The following is a 14,104-nucleotide window of genomic DNA, read 5'->3' on the forward strand; positions in this document are numbered from 1 at the left end:
GAGACACGAAGCATGATCGAGACCTTCCAACGCAGCCTGCCCAACGGCACCACCCTGAGCTGCCGCGCGGCCGGCAAGCCGGGCCAGCCGCTGATGGTGTTCCTGCACGGCTTTCCCGAGGCCGCGTTCATCTGGGACGAACTGCTCGCCTACTTCTCGGACCCGGCCCATGGCGGCTACCGCTGCGTGGCGCCCAACCTGCGCGGCTTCGAGAAGTCCAGCGCCCCCACGGAAGTGGCCGACTACAAGGCCCACCTGCTGATCCAGGACATCCAGCAGCTCGTGGCCACCGAGAGCGCCGACGGCACCATGGCCGCGCTGGTGGCCCACGACTGGGGCGGCGCCTTCGCCTGGGGCTACGCCAACGCCTTCCCGCAGCAGGTCGGCAAGCTGGTCATCATCAATTCGCCGCACCCGGGCACCTTCACGCGCGAGCTGCGCAACAACCCGGCGCAGCAGCAGGCCAGTGCCTACATGCACTTCCTGGCGCGCCCCGACGCCGAAGCCCTGCTCGCGGCCGACGACTTCAAGCGCATGTGGCCCTTCTTCCTGCTGATGAAGGCCGGCCCGGACGGTTTCGGCTGGCTCACCGAGGAAGTGAAGCAGCAGTACCGCGAAGTCTGGAGCGCGGGCCTCACGGGCGCCTGCAACCTGTACCGCGTGACGCCGATGAAGCCACCGCTGCCGGGCCAGACCATCGACAGCATCCCGGTGCTGCCGCGCGAACGCCTCACGGTGACCATGCCGACCTTCGTGTTCTGGGCACTCGACGACGCCGCGCTGCTGCCGGGCCTGCTCGAAGGGCTGGAAGAGTACGTGCCCCAGCTCGAAGTCAAGAAGGTGCCGAACGCCACCCACTGGATCGTGCACGAGCAGCCGCAGCTGGTCGCGCGCGAGATCGAGGGCTTCCTGGCCCGCAATCAGTAGATGGGCGGCTCGCCTTCCGGGCGGGTCTTGAACCGGCGGTGCACCCAGTAGTACTGGGACGGCATCGTGTCGATGTAGCCCTGCAGGCGCTCGTTCATGAGCGCCGTGTCGGCCTCGACGTCGTCGGTCGGGAAGTTCTGCCACGCCGGCAGGACCTGAATCTCGTAGCCGCCCGGCGTGAGCTTCGCCACCACCGGCACCACCTTGGCCTTGCCCAGCCGCGCGAAGCGCGACAGCGACGGCACGGTGGCCGCCTGCACGCCGTAGAAGGGCACGAAGATCGTCTGGTCGCGCCCGAAGTCCATGTCGGGCAGCAGGTACAGCAGGCCGCCCTTGCGCAGCCCCGCGAGGATGGGCTTGATGCCGTCCACCCGGTTGAGCGCCGCCACGTCGCCGAAGCGCGTGCGGCCTTCGCGGATCCAGGCGTCGACCATCGGGTCGCGCTGGGTCGTGTAGATCGTGGCCGACGGGCGCGCCGTGTGCATGGTGAGCGCGGTGGCCGCGGCATCGAGCCCGTAGAAGTGCGGCGCGAACAGGATCATCGGCGCGTCGCCCTCGGCGATCTCGCGGATTTCCGAGGCAGAACCGATGATCTTCAGCCGGCTCTTCACCACCTGTTCGGGCGCATGCCAGAGCCAGCTGCGGTCCAGCCAGGACTGCGCGACGAAGACGAAGGTCTCGCGCGCGATAGCGCGGCGCTCGGCCTCCGACTTTCCGGGGAAGCACAGGGCCAGGTTCCGGTCGACCACGCGCCGCCGCGGCACGGCGATGGTGTGCAGCAGGCGGCCGAGGACCCTGCTGAAGCCGCGCACGAGCGGCAGGGGCAGCGGGGCCAGCACCCGCATGAAGCCGATACCAAGTCGGGAACTGAGGCTCATGGCGCGGCCCCTCCGGCGGCGTTGGCCACCACGGCGGGTTCGCCGCGCGGCTCCTTGTAGCGCGCGTAGTCCCAGACGTACTGCCCGGGCAGGCTGTGGATCAGGCGGCCGATGCCGTCGTTCATGGCGGCGGCGGCGTCCTCGATGGAGGCATTGGGGTCGGTGAGCGCGGTGCCGACGATCGGCTCGAAGCGGATCACGTAGCCCGCGCCGCGCGGCAGGCGCTCGCACACGCTGAGAAAGCAGGCGGCACCGGTCTGTTGGGCCAAACGGGGAAGCAGGGTCATGGTGTAGGCGGGGCGGCCGAGGAAAGGCGCCCACACGCCCTGCCCCAGCGGCGGCACCTGGTCGGGCAGGATGCCGGTGTAGCCGCCGCTGCGCAGCGTGCGGATCAGGCCGCGCACGCCGGTGTTGTTGGTCGGCAGGGTCTGCAGGCCGGGCCGGTCGCGCGAACCCGCGGCGATCAGGTCGGCCATCCATTTCTTGCGCGCCGGACGGAACAGCGCGGTGATCGGCCCGAAGTCCGCGAGAAAGCGCTCGCCGATGGCCTGGCCGCACATCTCCCAGCTGCCCAGGTGCGGCGCCACGAGGATCACGCCCTTTTTCGCGCGCATCGCGGCCTCGAAGGCCTCGACGCCTTCCCAGCGTACCACGCGCGTCAGCACGCTCTCGCCCTGCGGGCGCAGCCACAGCCAGGGCAGCTCGGACGCCATGTGGCCGGCGGCGGCGATGGCGGGACGGTACTGCGCGGGCGAGAAGCCGGCGCTCTCGGCGTTGGCCTTGAAGCGGCGGCGGTAGTCCGGCGCGCACCACCAGACCAGCCATCCCAGCAAGGCGCCGAGCCGATGCATCAACGGCATCGGCACGCGGGCAAGCAGGCGGAACAGGGTGATCATTGAACGGGGAGGGGGAGAGAGTCAGGGAGGGTCAAAAGGCGGACGCGCGCGCATGGTATTGCGCGGCTCGAATAGAATGCAAATTGTCGCCGAGTTACGGAACAACTTGCAGGGCGACACCCACAAGCGCGAATGCGATTGTGTCCCGTCGATACGTCGACATCTGCTAAAGCGTTCGCCAGGGCTCCGCAGAGTTGGCAACGCGCCAATTGAACTTCAAGGAGTGACCACAGTGGCGAACGACTTTCTCTTTACTTCCGAATCGGTCTCCGAAGGCCATCCCGACAAGGTCGCGGACCAGATCTCGGACGCGATCCTCGACGCGATCTTCGAACAAGACCCCCGCAGCCGCGTCGCCGCCGAAACGCTGACCAACACCGGCCTCGTGGTGCTTGCCGGCGAGATCACGACCAACGCGCACGTCGACTACATCCAGGTCGCGCGCGACACCATCAAGCGCATCGGCTACGACAACACCGAGTACGGCATCGACTACAAGGGTTGCGCCGTGATGGTCTGCTACGACAAGCAGTCCAACGACATCGCCCAGGGCGTGGACCACGCCTCGGACGACCACCTGAACACCGGCGCCGGCGACCAGGGCCTGATGTTCGGCTACGCCTGCGACGAGACACCCGAGCTGATGCCCGCGCCGATCTACTACGCCCACCGCCTCGTGGAGCGCCAGGCCCAACTGCGCAAGGACGGCCGCCTGCCCTTCCTGCGCCCCGACGCCAAGAGCCAGGTCACGATGCGCTACGTGGACGGCAAGCCCCACAGCATCGACACCGTGGTGCTCTCGACCCAGCACAGCCCCGACCAGAGCGAGACGCCGACCAAGATGAAGGCCTCGTTCAACGAAGCCATCATCGAAGAGATCATCAAGCCCGTGCTGCCCAAGGAATGGCTGCAGAACACGCGCTACCTGATCAACCCGACCGGCCGCTTCGTCATCGGTGGCCCGCAGGGCGATTGCGGCCTCACCGGCCGCAAGATCATCGTCGACACCTACGGCGGCGCCTGCCCGCACGGCGGCGGTGCGTTCTCCGGCAAGGACCCGTCGAAGGTCGACCGCTCGGCCGCCTACGCCGCGCGCTACGTGGCCAAGAACATCGTGGCCGCCGGCCTGGCGCGCCAGTGCCAGATCCAGGTGGCGTACGCCATCGGCGTGGCCCAGCCGATGAACATCACGGTCTACACCGAAGGCACCGGCGTGATCCCCGACGAGAAGATCGCCGAGCTCGTGCGCGAGCACTTCGACCTGCGCCCGAAGGGCATCATCCAGATGCTCGACCTGCTGCGCCCGATCTACCAGAAGACCGCCGCCTACGGCCACTTCGGCCGCGAAGAGCCCGAGTTCACCTGGGAAGCCACGACGCAAGCGGCCGCACTGCGCGCCGCAGCCGGCCTCAAGTAAGCACTGCGACTACCGGGCCTCAAGGCCCGCCGTCCCCTCGGGGCGGCGGGCCTTTTCCTTTCATGGCGCGTTCGCTCAGAAGCGGTACGCGCCGCTCAGGCCCACCGTCCAGTTGCGCCCCGGCGCGGGCTCGTAGAAGCGCGCATTGCCTTCGTTGACGATGACCGAGCCCATGTAGCGCCGGTCGAACAGGTTGTCGACGCGCGCGAAGGCGTTGAAGTCCCAGCGCTCCCACTTCTTCAGGTAGCCGGCGTACAGCGCCGCCACGGCGTAGCCGTGCGCGCTCGCGGTGTTCAGGTCGTTGGCCTGGATGCGGCTCAGCGCGCGCATCTCGACACCCGCGCGCCAGCCCTCGGGCGGCACCCAGCCGAGCGAAGCGAACAGCGACTGGCGCGCGATGCCCGGGATGCGGTTGCCCGCGTTCACCGCATTGCTGCCCGCGCAAGGCGACGGCGAGCAGAACGCATCGCGGTAGGTCGCGTCCAGCCACGTGTAGGCGACCTGCGTGCGCCAGTGGTCGGTCGTTTCGTGCTGCCAGCCCAGTTCGAAGCCGTTGCGCCGCGTGCGCCCCGCGTTCTGGAAGGTGGCGCGGCCGCCGCTGTTGGTGGCGGTGACGATCTCGTCGCGCGTGCGCGTGTGGAACAGCGCCGCCGTCAGCAGGCCGCCGGCCAGCCGCGCCTTCGCGCCCACCTCGAGGCTGTCGTTCACCGAAGGCCGCAGCCCGAAGTTGAGCCCGCTCGCGCCGCCCGGGCGGTACGACAGCTCGTTGAGCGTCGGCGTCTCGAAGCCCCGGCCGACCGAGCCGTACACCGCGAGATCGGGCGTGGCCTGGTAGCGCAGCGAGGCCACGGGCAGGGTCTTGCTGTAGCTCGCGCTGCCGCTGTCGTCGCGGTTGGCACCACCGATGTAGAGGTCGTGCGAATCGAAGTGCACACGGCTGCGACGCACGCCGGCCTCGAGCGTCCAGCGCTCCGCGAAGCGCCAGGCCGCCTGCGCATAGGGATCGAGGTTCCAGACCTCGTTGCGCTCGTTGCGGCGCAGCCGCCCCTGCACGCCCAGCAGGGGCGCGGCCACCGGGCCCAGGTAGTTCTCGTAGCCGCGGCGGCGCTCGCGCAGGCTGTCGTAGCCCAGGCCCGCCACGAGGTCGAAGGGCCGGTCGGCCAGCTGCAGCGCGGCGGTCCAGCGCAGGTCGACGCCGCCGTACTGGCGCGTGAGGTCGATCACGCCGCCCGCATGCAGCGGGCTCTGCTGCGCCGACGGCGGGATCGACTGGAACTGCACGGTCTTGCGTTCGCCGCCGTAGACCATGAACTGCAGCGCTTGTTCAGCATTCAGGCGCCGCTCGTAGCGCAGGCCGACCTGCGTCTGCTCGACCGTCTTGCGCGTGTCGTACTGCAGCGCGAGCGGCGCCTTGCGCGGTGCCTGCGCGACCTGCTCGGCCGTCAGGCCCAGTGGGTCCTGCGCCTCGATGCGCACGCTGTTGAACACCAGCGTCAGCTTGTCGCCGTTGTCGAGCGCGACGCCCAGCTTGCCGTTCGCGATGTTGCGCCGCGCGGCACTCTGCTCACGCCAGCCGTCGGTGCGAAAGTGGCTCGCGCCGAGCAGGTAGTCGACCGCGCCCTGCGAACCGCTCAGCTGCAGCGACTGGCGCCAGCTGCCGAAGCTGCCGCCCGCCAGCGAGTACGACAGGCGCGGCGCGCCCTCCCCCGAGGCCGTGAACGCCTGCACCACGCCGCCCGACGAATTGCCGTACAGCGCCGAGAACGGCCCGCGCAGCACTTCGACGCGGTCGACCGAGCCGATGTCGATGTTCGAGGTCTGCCCCTGGCCGTCGGGCAAGGTGGCCGGAATGCCGTCGACGTACAGGCGCACGCCGCGCACGCCGAAGGTCGAGCGCGCGCCGAAGCCGCGCACCGACAGCTGCAGGTCCTGCGCGTAGTTCATGCGGTTCTGCACCTGCAGGCCGGGCACGGCGCCCAGGCTCTCGGACAGGTTGACCTGCATCCGGCTGTCGCGCATCTCGTCGCCATCGACGCGGTCGACCGAGCCGGGCACGAGAAACGGAGACAGCGTGCCGCGCGGCGTCGAAACGGTGACATCGCGCAGCGTGCCAGCCGGCGACGTGGCGGGTTGCTGGCCGTGCACGGCCAGCGGAACGCCCAGGATCAGAAGGCGAAGCGGGTAGGAGAGTGCGGCATTCATCGGCACCGATTCTGCGTCGGTGCCCTGCCCCTTTCGCCTAGCGCGAACCCGTGCGCGGCGACCGGCGCCAGCCGTACCAGGCGCACACGAGCACCGGAATGCCCAGGCCCACCCAGGCCACCATGTCGCCGAGGCCGCCGTCGCTGAACAGCGCGGTGATGAGGCCGACCGTGGTCATCACGCCCAGCGCGATCGGCCAGCCCCACATGCGCCAGAAGGACTGGTGCGGTGCCTTGTGGTGCGTCGTCATGCCTGCACCTTCATGGCCGGTGCCGGGTCGGGCTGCGGGCCCGATACCGTGGCGGGCGCCGCAGTCGTCGTGGTCGTCCGTGCCGGCACGGTGTTGCCGCGCTTGAGCCACAGGTACAGCCCGCTGCCCAGCACGATGATGGTCGCGATGTCGAGCAGCGCCCACAGGATCTGCATCGGCATGCCGCCGTAGTCGCCGAAGTGCAGCGGCTGCGACACCAGCAGGCCCGTGAGGTACCACGGCATCTTCGGCGCCGCCGTGACCTCCGCCGTCTTGGCATCGACCAGCACCGGCTGCAGCAGCTTCGAGGTGAAGGGCTCGTTGCCGCGCAGGAAGAAGGTCGTGTGGTGCGGGCTCGAGAACGAGGTGCCCGGGAAGGCGATGAACGACAGCTTCATGCCCGGCGCCTTCTGCATCGCCCCTTCCATCGAGCGCTGCAGCGAGCCGCGCTCGGCCACCGGCACCACCGGCTCGTTCTTGTAGGGCGCGAGCAGCGTGCTGAGCTGGTCGTACTGCCAGTACTTGATGATCAGGTCGGCCCAGGTGTTGATCATGCCGGTGGAGCCCACCACGAACAGCCACACCAGCGTGACGATGCCCAGCAGGTTGTGCAGGTCGAGCCACTTCAGGCGCGGGCGCTTCTCGCGCCGCACGGTGCCGAAGTCGAGCTTGCGCATGAACGGCGAATACAGCACCACGCCCGAGACGATGGCCACCAGCAGCAGCAGCCCCATGAAGCCCAGGAACAGCTTGCCCGGCAGCCCGGCGAACAGGTCGACGTGCAGCTTGAACATGATGTACATGAAGCCCTGGCTGAACTCCGGCTGCGCCAGCACGACGCCGGTGCGCGCATCGACCGCCACCGACTTGAAGTCTTCGGTGGGTTCGGGCGTGGGCGTGAGCGTGACGAACCACAGGCCGTCGTCGTCCTCGGGCTGCGAGACGAACTGCACCACGCGGTCGGGGTGCTTGGCGCGGCCGATCTCGACCACCTTGTCCAGGCTGATGCGCGGCGTGTTCGCCGGCATCTTCGGTGCCTCGACCTCGGTGCCCAGCAGGTGGCCGATCTCGTGGTGGAAGATCAGCGGCAGGCCGGTGATGCACAGCAGCAGCATGAACACCGTACACACAAGGCTGCTCCACTTGTGCACCCAGGCCCAGGTCTTGATCTTTCGGCTGTCCATGTCGTCGTGCGTCGTTGGGTGGAGAAAAGGCTAGAAGCGGTAGGTGGCGCTCGCCACGATGTTGCGTCGCGCACCGTACCAGCAGTCGCCGCGCGACAGGCAGGTGCTGAAGTACACCTTGTCCGTCACGTTGTTGATGTTGAGCGCATAGCGCCACTGGGCCGTATCGTAAGCAAACACCAGGTCGGCCAGCGCCACACCGGGGATGCGCGGGCCGGTGCCGAACTGGGTGTCGCGGAACGAACTCATCACGCGCACGCCGGCGCCGGCCGAGAAGCCGCTCATGCCGGCCACCGAGAACCTGTACTTGGCCCAGAAGCTGGCCTGGTGCTTGGGCAGGCCTTCGATCTGCGCGTCGGCGTCGGTGTAGTTGTAGTGGGCGATCAGGTCGAGGTTGGTGCCCACAGAGCCCTTCGCTTCCAGTTCCACGCCCCGGGTCTTGGTCAGGCCGCGCTGCGAGAACACCTTCGGCTGCTCTTCGACGATCTGGTTCTTCTCGCGCAGGTCGTACACCGCGGCGCTGAAGGCCATGGCGCGGTTCTTCGGCTCGTACTTGACGCCCGCTTCCCACTGCTCGCCGCGCAGCGGCGAGAAGATGCGGCCTTCGCGCGGCGACTGCGGCGTGAACGACTCGCTGTAGCTCAGGTACGGCGACCAGCCCGAAGGATGGGCGTACATCACGCCCAGTCGCTTGGTGGTGGCGCTGCTCTTTTGCTCGTCGCTGCCGGCGGCGCTGGACACGGCCCGGTCATGGCGCAGGCCGGCCACGAAGATCCAGTTGTCGAGCTTGATCTGGTCCTGCAGGTACAGGCCGGTCTGGCGCTGGCGAGTGCGCGGACGCGCCACGCGCTCGGGTTCGTCCACGTGGCCGTACACCGGCGCATAGAGGTCGATGGTGTCGACCGTGGTGCCGCCCCAGACGTTCTCGCGCTGGCGCGCGAAGTCCGCGCCCACGAGCAGCGTGTGCTTGAGCGCGCCGGTCTGGAAGTGGCCCTCGACGTGGTTGTCCAGGGTCTGCGTGCGGTTGCGGGTCAGCTGGCTGTCGAAGTAGCGGGGGAACACGCGCTTGAAGATCGGGTCGGTCGACCAGCTGTCGAAGCCGCTGAACGCGCCACCGTAGTGGTAGCGGTTGTCGTTTTCGTTCTTCGCGTAGCGGAAGTTCTGGCGCACGGTCCAGCTGTCGTTGAACTTGTGCTCGAACTGCCAGCCGAAGGTCTGGCGCTCGCTGTTGTAGTAGTCGCCGGCCTCGCCGATGAAGCGGCTGGCCGGCACGCGGCCGTTCGGGTTCGGCAGCAAGGTGCCTTCCCACGGCAGGAATTGTGAGCTGCTGCCGCTCTTGTCTTTTTGCCACAGCCCCTGCAGCGTCAGCGAGGTCGCCGCGTTGGGCCGCCAGGTGAGCGACGGCGCGATCACGCTGCGGTCGTCTGGCACGTTGTCCACCTGCGAATCGGACTTGCGCTGCAACGCGATCAACCGGTACGACAGCGAGCCGTCGGCATTCAGCGGACCGGTCAGGTCGGCCTGCACCTGCTTGCGGCCGAAGCTGCCGAACTGCACGCCCACCTCGCGCTGGGCCTCCTGCAGCGGCCGCTTGCTGACCATGTTGACCACGCCCGCCGCGGTGCCCGCGCCGAACAGCATGCCCGAGGGGCCGCGCAGCACTTCGAGGCGCTCCAGCGTGTAGGGCTCGGTGCGCGTGGTGCTGGTGTAGTAGCCGTAGGCCTGGCGCAGGCCATCGAGGTAGATGTCGGGGTAGGCGCCGCGCACGCGGATCGAGTCGGTGCGCGAATCGACACCGTAGGCGTCGGAGCGCACGCCCGCCGCGTAGTTGAGGGCGTCCTGCAGGTTGTTGGCGCCCTGGTCGACCATCTGGTCGCGCGTGATCACGGTGACGGACTGCGGCGTTTCCGACAGCGGCGTGTCGGTCTTGGTGGCGGTGACGGCGTTCTTCGCGCGGTAGCCGATCACGGGCGAGGTGGCGGTTTCGGCTTCGGCGTTCGCATCGACACGCACTTCGGGCAGCGAGCCCGTACCGCCCGTTTGCGCCAGAACGTGCTGCTGCGCGTAGATCGCCAGACAGCCCACCAGCACCGAAGCGGCCCTGCGCCGCGCCCTCATTCTTGCCATGTTTTTATTGCTCATTGAACACTATTGATAACAATTCGCATTCTATTGTCAAGAAAGTCGCGGTCCACGGGTTTTCCAGCACACGGGGGCGAAGCGTTGCAAAACCGCCGCGGTCGCCGCCGCGCGCCGGGCTACGATGCCGCCCGCACGCCCTTGCGTGCGCTGACAGGCCCCATGCTCAAGCTCCTCGCCTCGTTGTTTCCTGCGCTGCGCGGCCCGGCGCTGGTGCTGGTCGTGCTGGTGCTCACCGGCTGCGCCGGCCTGCCGCCGCGCCTGCCCGATGGGCCGCCCTCGATCGCCATTCCCGCTTCGGCCGCCACCCCGCTCGGCCACGCCGCCGCCAGCCTCGATTCGCCGCCCGACGGCCTGTCGAGCATGCGGCCGCTGATCGAGGCCTCGTTCGCACTCGATGCGCGGCTGGAACTCATCCGCCGCGCCCGGGCCTCGCTCGACGTGCAGACCTACCAGCTCGGCAACGACAAGACCGGCCGCCTGCTGCTGCGCGAACTGCGCGACGCCGCCCGGCGCGGGGTGCGCGTGCGCCTGCTGCTCGACGACTTCTACACCGCCGGCATGGACCGCCTGCTGCTCGGGCTGGCCGCCGAGCCCAACGCGCAGGTGCGGCTGTTCAACCCTTTCGTGAACGCGCGCGATCACTCATCGCTGCGCTGGCTGGAGTTCTTCGGCGATTTCCGGCGGCTCAACCACCGCATGCACAACAAGCTGTTCATCGCCGATGGCGCCATGGCCATCGCCGGCGGACGCAACCTCGCGGACGAGTACTTCCTGCGCAGCGAGAGCGCCAACTTCATCGACTTCGAGCTGCTGCTGGCCGGCCCGGTGGTGCCGCAGTCGGCCGGGATCTTCGACACCTACTGGAACAGCGACGTGGTCTACCCGCTGCAGCGCATGGCCGGCACGACGCTCACGCCCGATGAGCTGAAAGCCGCCTTCGACGCCGCGACCTCGCCCGCCTTCGCGCCGCTGCCCGATCCGCTGGCCGCCACCGACCTGCTGGGCGACCTGCCGCTGGGCGCGCAGCTGGACAACATCGGCGAGACGCGCTGGATCCGCGCCGAGGCCGCCGCCACCGCCGACAGTCCGAACAAGGCCCTGGGCACGATGGCGCGCCCGCAGGAGTCGCTGGCCCAGCGCTTCCACGAGATGCTGGGCGCCGCGAAGTCGAACGTGGTGGTGATCTCGCCCTACTTCATTCCGGGCGACGAGGGCATGGAGCGCATCCGCATGGGCCGCGACCACGGCCTGAGCATCACCGTGGTCACCAACTCGCTGGCCGACAGCGACGAGCCGCTGGTGAACATCAACTACAACCGCTACCGCGTCGACATGCTCAAGCTGGGCGTGAACCTGTACGAGGTCAGCACGCAGCAGCTCAAGCGCAGCGGCCAGTTCCGCAGCCTGCTCAAGAAGGCGCGCGGGCGCCTGCACGCCAAGCTGGCGCTGGTCGACCGCCAGTGGGTGCTGCTGGGCTCGATGAACCTCGACCCGCGCTCGGCCCTGCTGAACACCGAGTTCGGCGTGCGCGTGCGCAGCTTCGAGCTCACGCAGGCGCTGCTCTTCGCCTACCAGCTGGACGACATGGAAGGCGTGTACCGCGTCGTGCTCAAGCCCGACGGCCAGAACGTGCAGTGGATCGGCACCGGCGACGTGCACAACGAAGTGCTCGACAGCGAGCCCGACTCCAGCATGCTCACGCGCCTGCAGCTGCTGCTGTTCTCGTGGTTCGTGCCGACCGACCAGTTGTGAGCCGCGAGCGGGCGGCCCCGCGTCGCATCCTTGCCACAAATGCAAACGCCTCGCATTTAGCTCTTTAGAATTCAGCCCGCCGCGTCCAGCGGCCGTCATGGCGTCCCGCCACGGAGCTTCTTCCGTCCGCGCTGCGCCATTGCCTCACCCAGACATTTCCAGTTCAAGGCAGGGCACGACAACGCCCTTCGTCTCTCGCGACGAAGGGCGTTGTCGCGTACGGCTGCCCCTGCGCGGCGCCGCCCTCCAAGAACAAGCACAACCGGACAACATGAAGCCCTCTTCCCGCACAGCCACCCGCACCGCCACCCCCTCGCGCCCGCTGTGGCCCCTTTCGCTGCTGGCCGGCGCCGCCCTCGCGTCGCTGTCGGGCGTCGCGCTGGCACAGGCCGCCGCCACGACGCTGAAGGAAGTCACCGTCAGCGCCGAGGACGACAAGGGCTACGCCCCGGCCGCCACCAGCACCGCCACCAAGGGCAGCGCGCCGCTGCGCGACGTGCCGCAGGCCGTCAATGTGCTGCCCGAACAGCTGCTGCGCGACCAGGGCGCCGTGTCGATGCAGGACGCCCTGCGCAACGTGCCGGGCGTGAGCTTCAACCACGGCGACGGCCAGCGCGACCAGGTCGTGATCCGTGGCTTCAGCGGCATCTCCGACTGGTTCGTCGATGGCGTGCGCGACGACGCGCTGTACTTCCGCGACCTCTCGGACACCGAGCGCATCGAAGTGCTCAAGGGCCCGGCCGCCGTGCTCTACGGGCGCGGCTCCTCGGGCGGCCTGATCAACCGCGTGACCAAGAAGCCCGTGTTCGAGCGCCGCTTCGGCGAGGTCTCGCTGGGCCTGGGCAGCCACCACTACACGCGCAGCACGATCGACCTGAACACGCCCATCGGCGAGAACATGGCTTTTCGCCTGAACGTGGCGGGCGAGCAGTCGGACAGCTACCGCGACCAGCAGTTCACCGACCGCCACAACATCGCGCCCTCGCTGGCGATCAAGTTCAGCCCGCAGACCGACCTGCTGCTGCAGTACACCAACCTGCGCGACCAGCGCCTCACCGACTTCGGCATTCCGGCGCTCAACGGCCGCCCGGTCGACGTGCCCATCGGCGCCTACTACGGCTCGGCGCACGGCAAGCGCGACGACACCGTGACCAGCAAGGTGCAGACCTTCACCGCCACGCTGAACCACCGCTTCAGCGACGCGCTGAGCCTGCGCAACACCACGCGCTATTCGAGCTACCACCTGGACCGCAACAACACGCTGCCCAGCGGCACCACCGACCCGGTGCGCCTGACGGTGGGCCGCACGCGCGGCATCGTCGACCGCGACGAGAGCGGCTGGTTCAACCAGACCGACCTGACCTGGCGCAACGACCTGGGCGGCTTCAAGCAGGAGTGGCTGGTCGGTGCCGAGTTCGGCGTGCAGCGCAAGCGCCTTTTCAGCGTGTCTTCCGCCACAGGAGCGCAGCGCGTGAACCTGTTCAGCCCGGTGGCGGACCCGCTGCCGATCCCGCTGGCCACCTACCTCGCCGACGGCGCGATCCCGAGCAACAGCGAGTTCAAGACCGCGGCCGTCTACGTCCAGGACCAAATCACGCTGGCGCCGCACTGGAAGGCGCTGATCGGCGGACGCTACGACGTGTTCAAGCAGGACACCAGTTTCGAGCGCAAGCTCGCGCCGCTGGAACGCACCGACCGCAAGTTCAGCCCGCGCGCCGGCGTGGTGTGGCAGCCCGACACGGTGCAGTCGTACTACGTGTCGTACAGCCGCTCGTTCCAGCCCTCGGGCGAGAACTTCGCGCTGTCCACCGGCAACATCGACAACGCGCCCGAGATCACCGTCAACAAGGAAATCGGCGCCAAGTTCGACCTGCTCGACGGCGGCCTGAACCTCACGACCGCGCTGTTCAACCTGGAGCGCTCGGGCATCAAGAACACCGACCCGAACAACCCGCGCCGCCAGATCAACGTCGGCACGCAGCGCACCAACGGCCTGGAGCTTGCGCTCAACGGCCGCCTGCCGGGCCGCTGGGACGTGAGCGCGGGCTATGCCTACCTCGACGCGAAGATGACCAAGTCGCTCGCCACCGTGAGCTCGCTGCAGCTGCCCGTGGGCGCCGCGATCCCGGTGCAGGGCAAGACCGCCGCGCTCACGCCGCGCCACTCGGCCTTCGTGTGGGCCATGAAGGACCTGGGCCACGGCTTCAGCGCCGGCGGCGGCCTGAACTACGTCAGCGCGCGCTACGCCTCGCTGAGCAACCTCGTCACGCTGCCCTCGTACCTGACCGCCGACCTCGCGGCCAACTACAAGACCGAGCGCTACGAGATCGCGCTGAACCTGAAGAACATCGCGAACCGCAAGTACTACGTGTCGGCCCACGGCAGCGTGGACAACCTGATCCTGCCGGGACCGGGGCGCGAGGTGCAGCTGACGCTGCGCGCCAAGTTCTGAGAAG

The 14,104-nt window shown here is 68.6% G+C and carries 10 protein-coding genes; 4 read left to right on the forward strand and 6 right to left on the reverse strand.

Features of this window, described 5'->3' with window-relative positions:
* The first annotated feature begins 12 nt into the window (after positions 1-12).
* Positions 13-927 carry an alpha/beta fold hydrolase gene (locus AC07SQ_RS16955; RefSeq protein WP_495272431.1) on the forward strand — a complete coding sequence of 305 codons (915 nt, stop codon included), beginning with the start codon at positions 13-15 and terminating at the stop codon, positions 925-927.
* On the opposite strand, the gene AC07SQ_RS16960 is transcribed toward AC07SQ_RS16955, so the two are convergent.
* Complete coding sequence (locus AC07SQ_RS16960) at positions 921-1,805, reverse strand: LpxL/LpxP family acyltransferase (RefSeq protein ID WP_495272430.1); 885 nt, start codon at positions 1,803-1,805, stop codon at positions 921-923. The genes AC07SQ_RS16955 and AC07SQ_RS16960 overlap by 7 nt on opposite strands.
* Complete coding sequence (locus tag AC07SQ_RS16965; protein WP_495272429.1) at positions 1,802-2,701, reverse strand: lysophospholipid acyltransferase family protein; 900 nt, start codon at positions 2,699-2,701, stop codon at positions 1,802-1,804. Before AC07SQ_RS16965 ends, AC07SQ_RS16960 begins: the two co-directional genes overlap by 4 nt.
* A gap of 232 nt (positions 2,702-2,933) precedes the next feature.
* On the opposite strand from AC07SQ_RS16965, the gene metK reads away from it, so the two are divergent.
* Complete coding sequence (metK, locus tag AC07SQ_RS16970; RefSeq protein WP_062471813.1) at positions 2,934-4,118, forward strand: methionine adenosyltransferase; 1,185 nt, start codon at positions 2,934-2,936, stop codon at positions 4,116-4,118.
* A gap of 75 nt (positions 4,119-4,193) precedes the next feature.
* On the opposite strand, the gene AC07SQ_RS16975 is transcribed toward metK, so the two are convergent.
* The 4 genes from AC07SQ_RS16975 to AC07SQ_RS16990 are packed head-to-tail and all read right to left on the reverse strand — an operon-like array spanning position 4,194 to position 9,881.
* The gene (locus AC07SQ_RS16975; protein ID WP_495272428.1) at positions 4,194-6,320 is read right to left on the reverse strand and encodes a TonB-dependent receptor domain-containing protein; all 2,127 of its coding nucleotides are present in this window, start codon (positions 6,318-6,320) and stop codon (positions 4,194-4,196) included.
* Positions 6,321-6,357: 37 nt separating this feature from the next.
* A complete protein-coding gene (locus AC07SQ_RS16980; protein WP_070059960.1) occupies positions 6,358-6,570 on the reverse strand; it encodes a hypothetical protein in 213 nt (70 codons plus the stop codon).
* Positions 6,567-7,754 carry a PepSY-associated TM helix domain-containing protein gene (locus AC07SQ_RS16985; RefSeq protein WP_492728418.1) on the reverse strand — a complete coding sequence of 396 codons (1,188 nt, stop codon included), beginning with the start codon at positions 7,752-7,754 and terminating at the stop codon, positions 6,567-6,569. The genes AC07SQ_RS16980 and AC07SQ_RS16985 overlap by 4 nt, the downstream gene beginning before the upstream one ends.
* Before the next feature lie 30 nt (positions 7,755-7,784).
* Entirely contained in the window at positions 7,785-9,881 is a 2,097-nt protein-coding gene (locus AC07SQ_RS16990) for a TonB-dependent siderophore receptor (protein ID WP_495272427.1), read from the reverse strand.
* A gap of 174 nt (positions 9,882-10,055) precedes the next feature.
* On the opposite strand from AC07SQ_RS16990, the gene AC07SQ_RS16995 reads away from it, so the two are divergent.
* The gene (locus AC07SQ_RS16995; RefSeq protein ID WP_095948312.1) at positions 10,056-11,648 is read left to right on the forward strand and encodes a phospholipase D family protein; all 1,593 of its coding nucleotides are present in this window, start codon (positions 10,056-10,058) and stop codon (positions 11,646-11,648) included.
* A 271-nt stretch (positions 11,649-11,919) separates the two neighbouring features.
* Complete coding sequence (locus AC07SQ_RS17000) at positions 11,920-14,100, forward strand: TonB-dependent receptor (protein ID WP_495272426.1); 2,181 nt, start codon at positions 11,920-11,922, stop codon at positions 14,098-14,100.
* Positions 14,101-14,104: the final 4 nt, after the last annotated feature.

It is taken from the genome of Variovorax sp. GW821-FHT06D12, from assembly GCF_059419205.1.

Bases quoted from the DNA above. Each gene is read 5' to 3' on its own strand.
- AC07SQ_RS16955 (WP_495272431.1), top strand. From the start codon at position 13: ATGATCGAGACCTTCCAACGCAGCCTGCCCAACGGCACCACCCTGAGC.
- AC07SQ_RS16985 (WP_492728418.1), bottom strand. From the start codon at position 7,754: ATGGACAGCCGAAAGATCAAGACCTGGGCCTGGGTGCACAAGTGGAGC.
- AC07SQ_RS16960 (WP_495272430.1), bottom strand. From the start codon at position 1,805: ATGAGCCTCAGTTCCCGACTTGGTATCGGCTTCATGCGGGTGCTGGCC.
- AC07SQ_RS16995 (WP_095948312.1), top strand. From the start codon at position 10,056: ATGCTCAAGCTCCTCGCCTCGTTGTTTCCTGCGCTGCGCGGCCCGGCG.
- AC07SQ_RS16965 (WP_495272429.1), bottom strand. From the start codon at position 2,701: ATGATCACCCTGTTCCGCCTGCTTGCCCGCGTGCCGATGCCGTTGATG.
- AC07SQ_RS16980 (WP_070059960.1), bottom strand. From the start codon at position 6,570: ATGACGACGCACCACAAGGCACCGCACCAGTCCTTCTGGCGCATGTGG.
- AC07SQ_RS17000 (WP_495272426.1), top strand. From the start codon at position 11,920: ATGAAGCCCTCTTCCCGCACAGCCACCCGCACCGCCACCCCCTCGCGC.
- AC07SQ_RS16975 (WP_495272428.1), bottom strand. From the start codon at position 6,320: ATGAATGCCGCACTCTCCTACCCGCTTCGCCTTCTGATCCTGGGCGTT.
- AC07SQ_RS16990 (WP_495272427.1), bottom strand. From the start codon at position 9,881: ATGGCAAGAATGAGGGCGCGGCGCAGGGCCGCTTCGGTGCTGGTGGGC.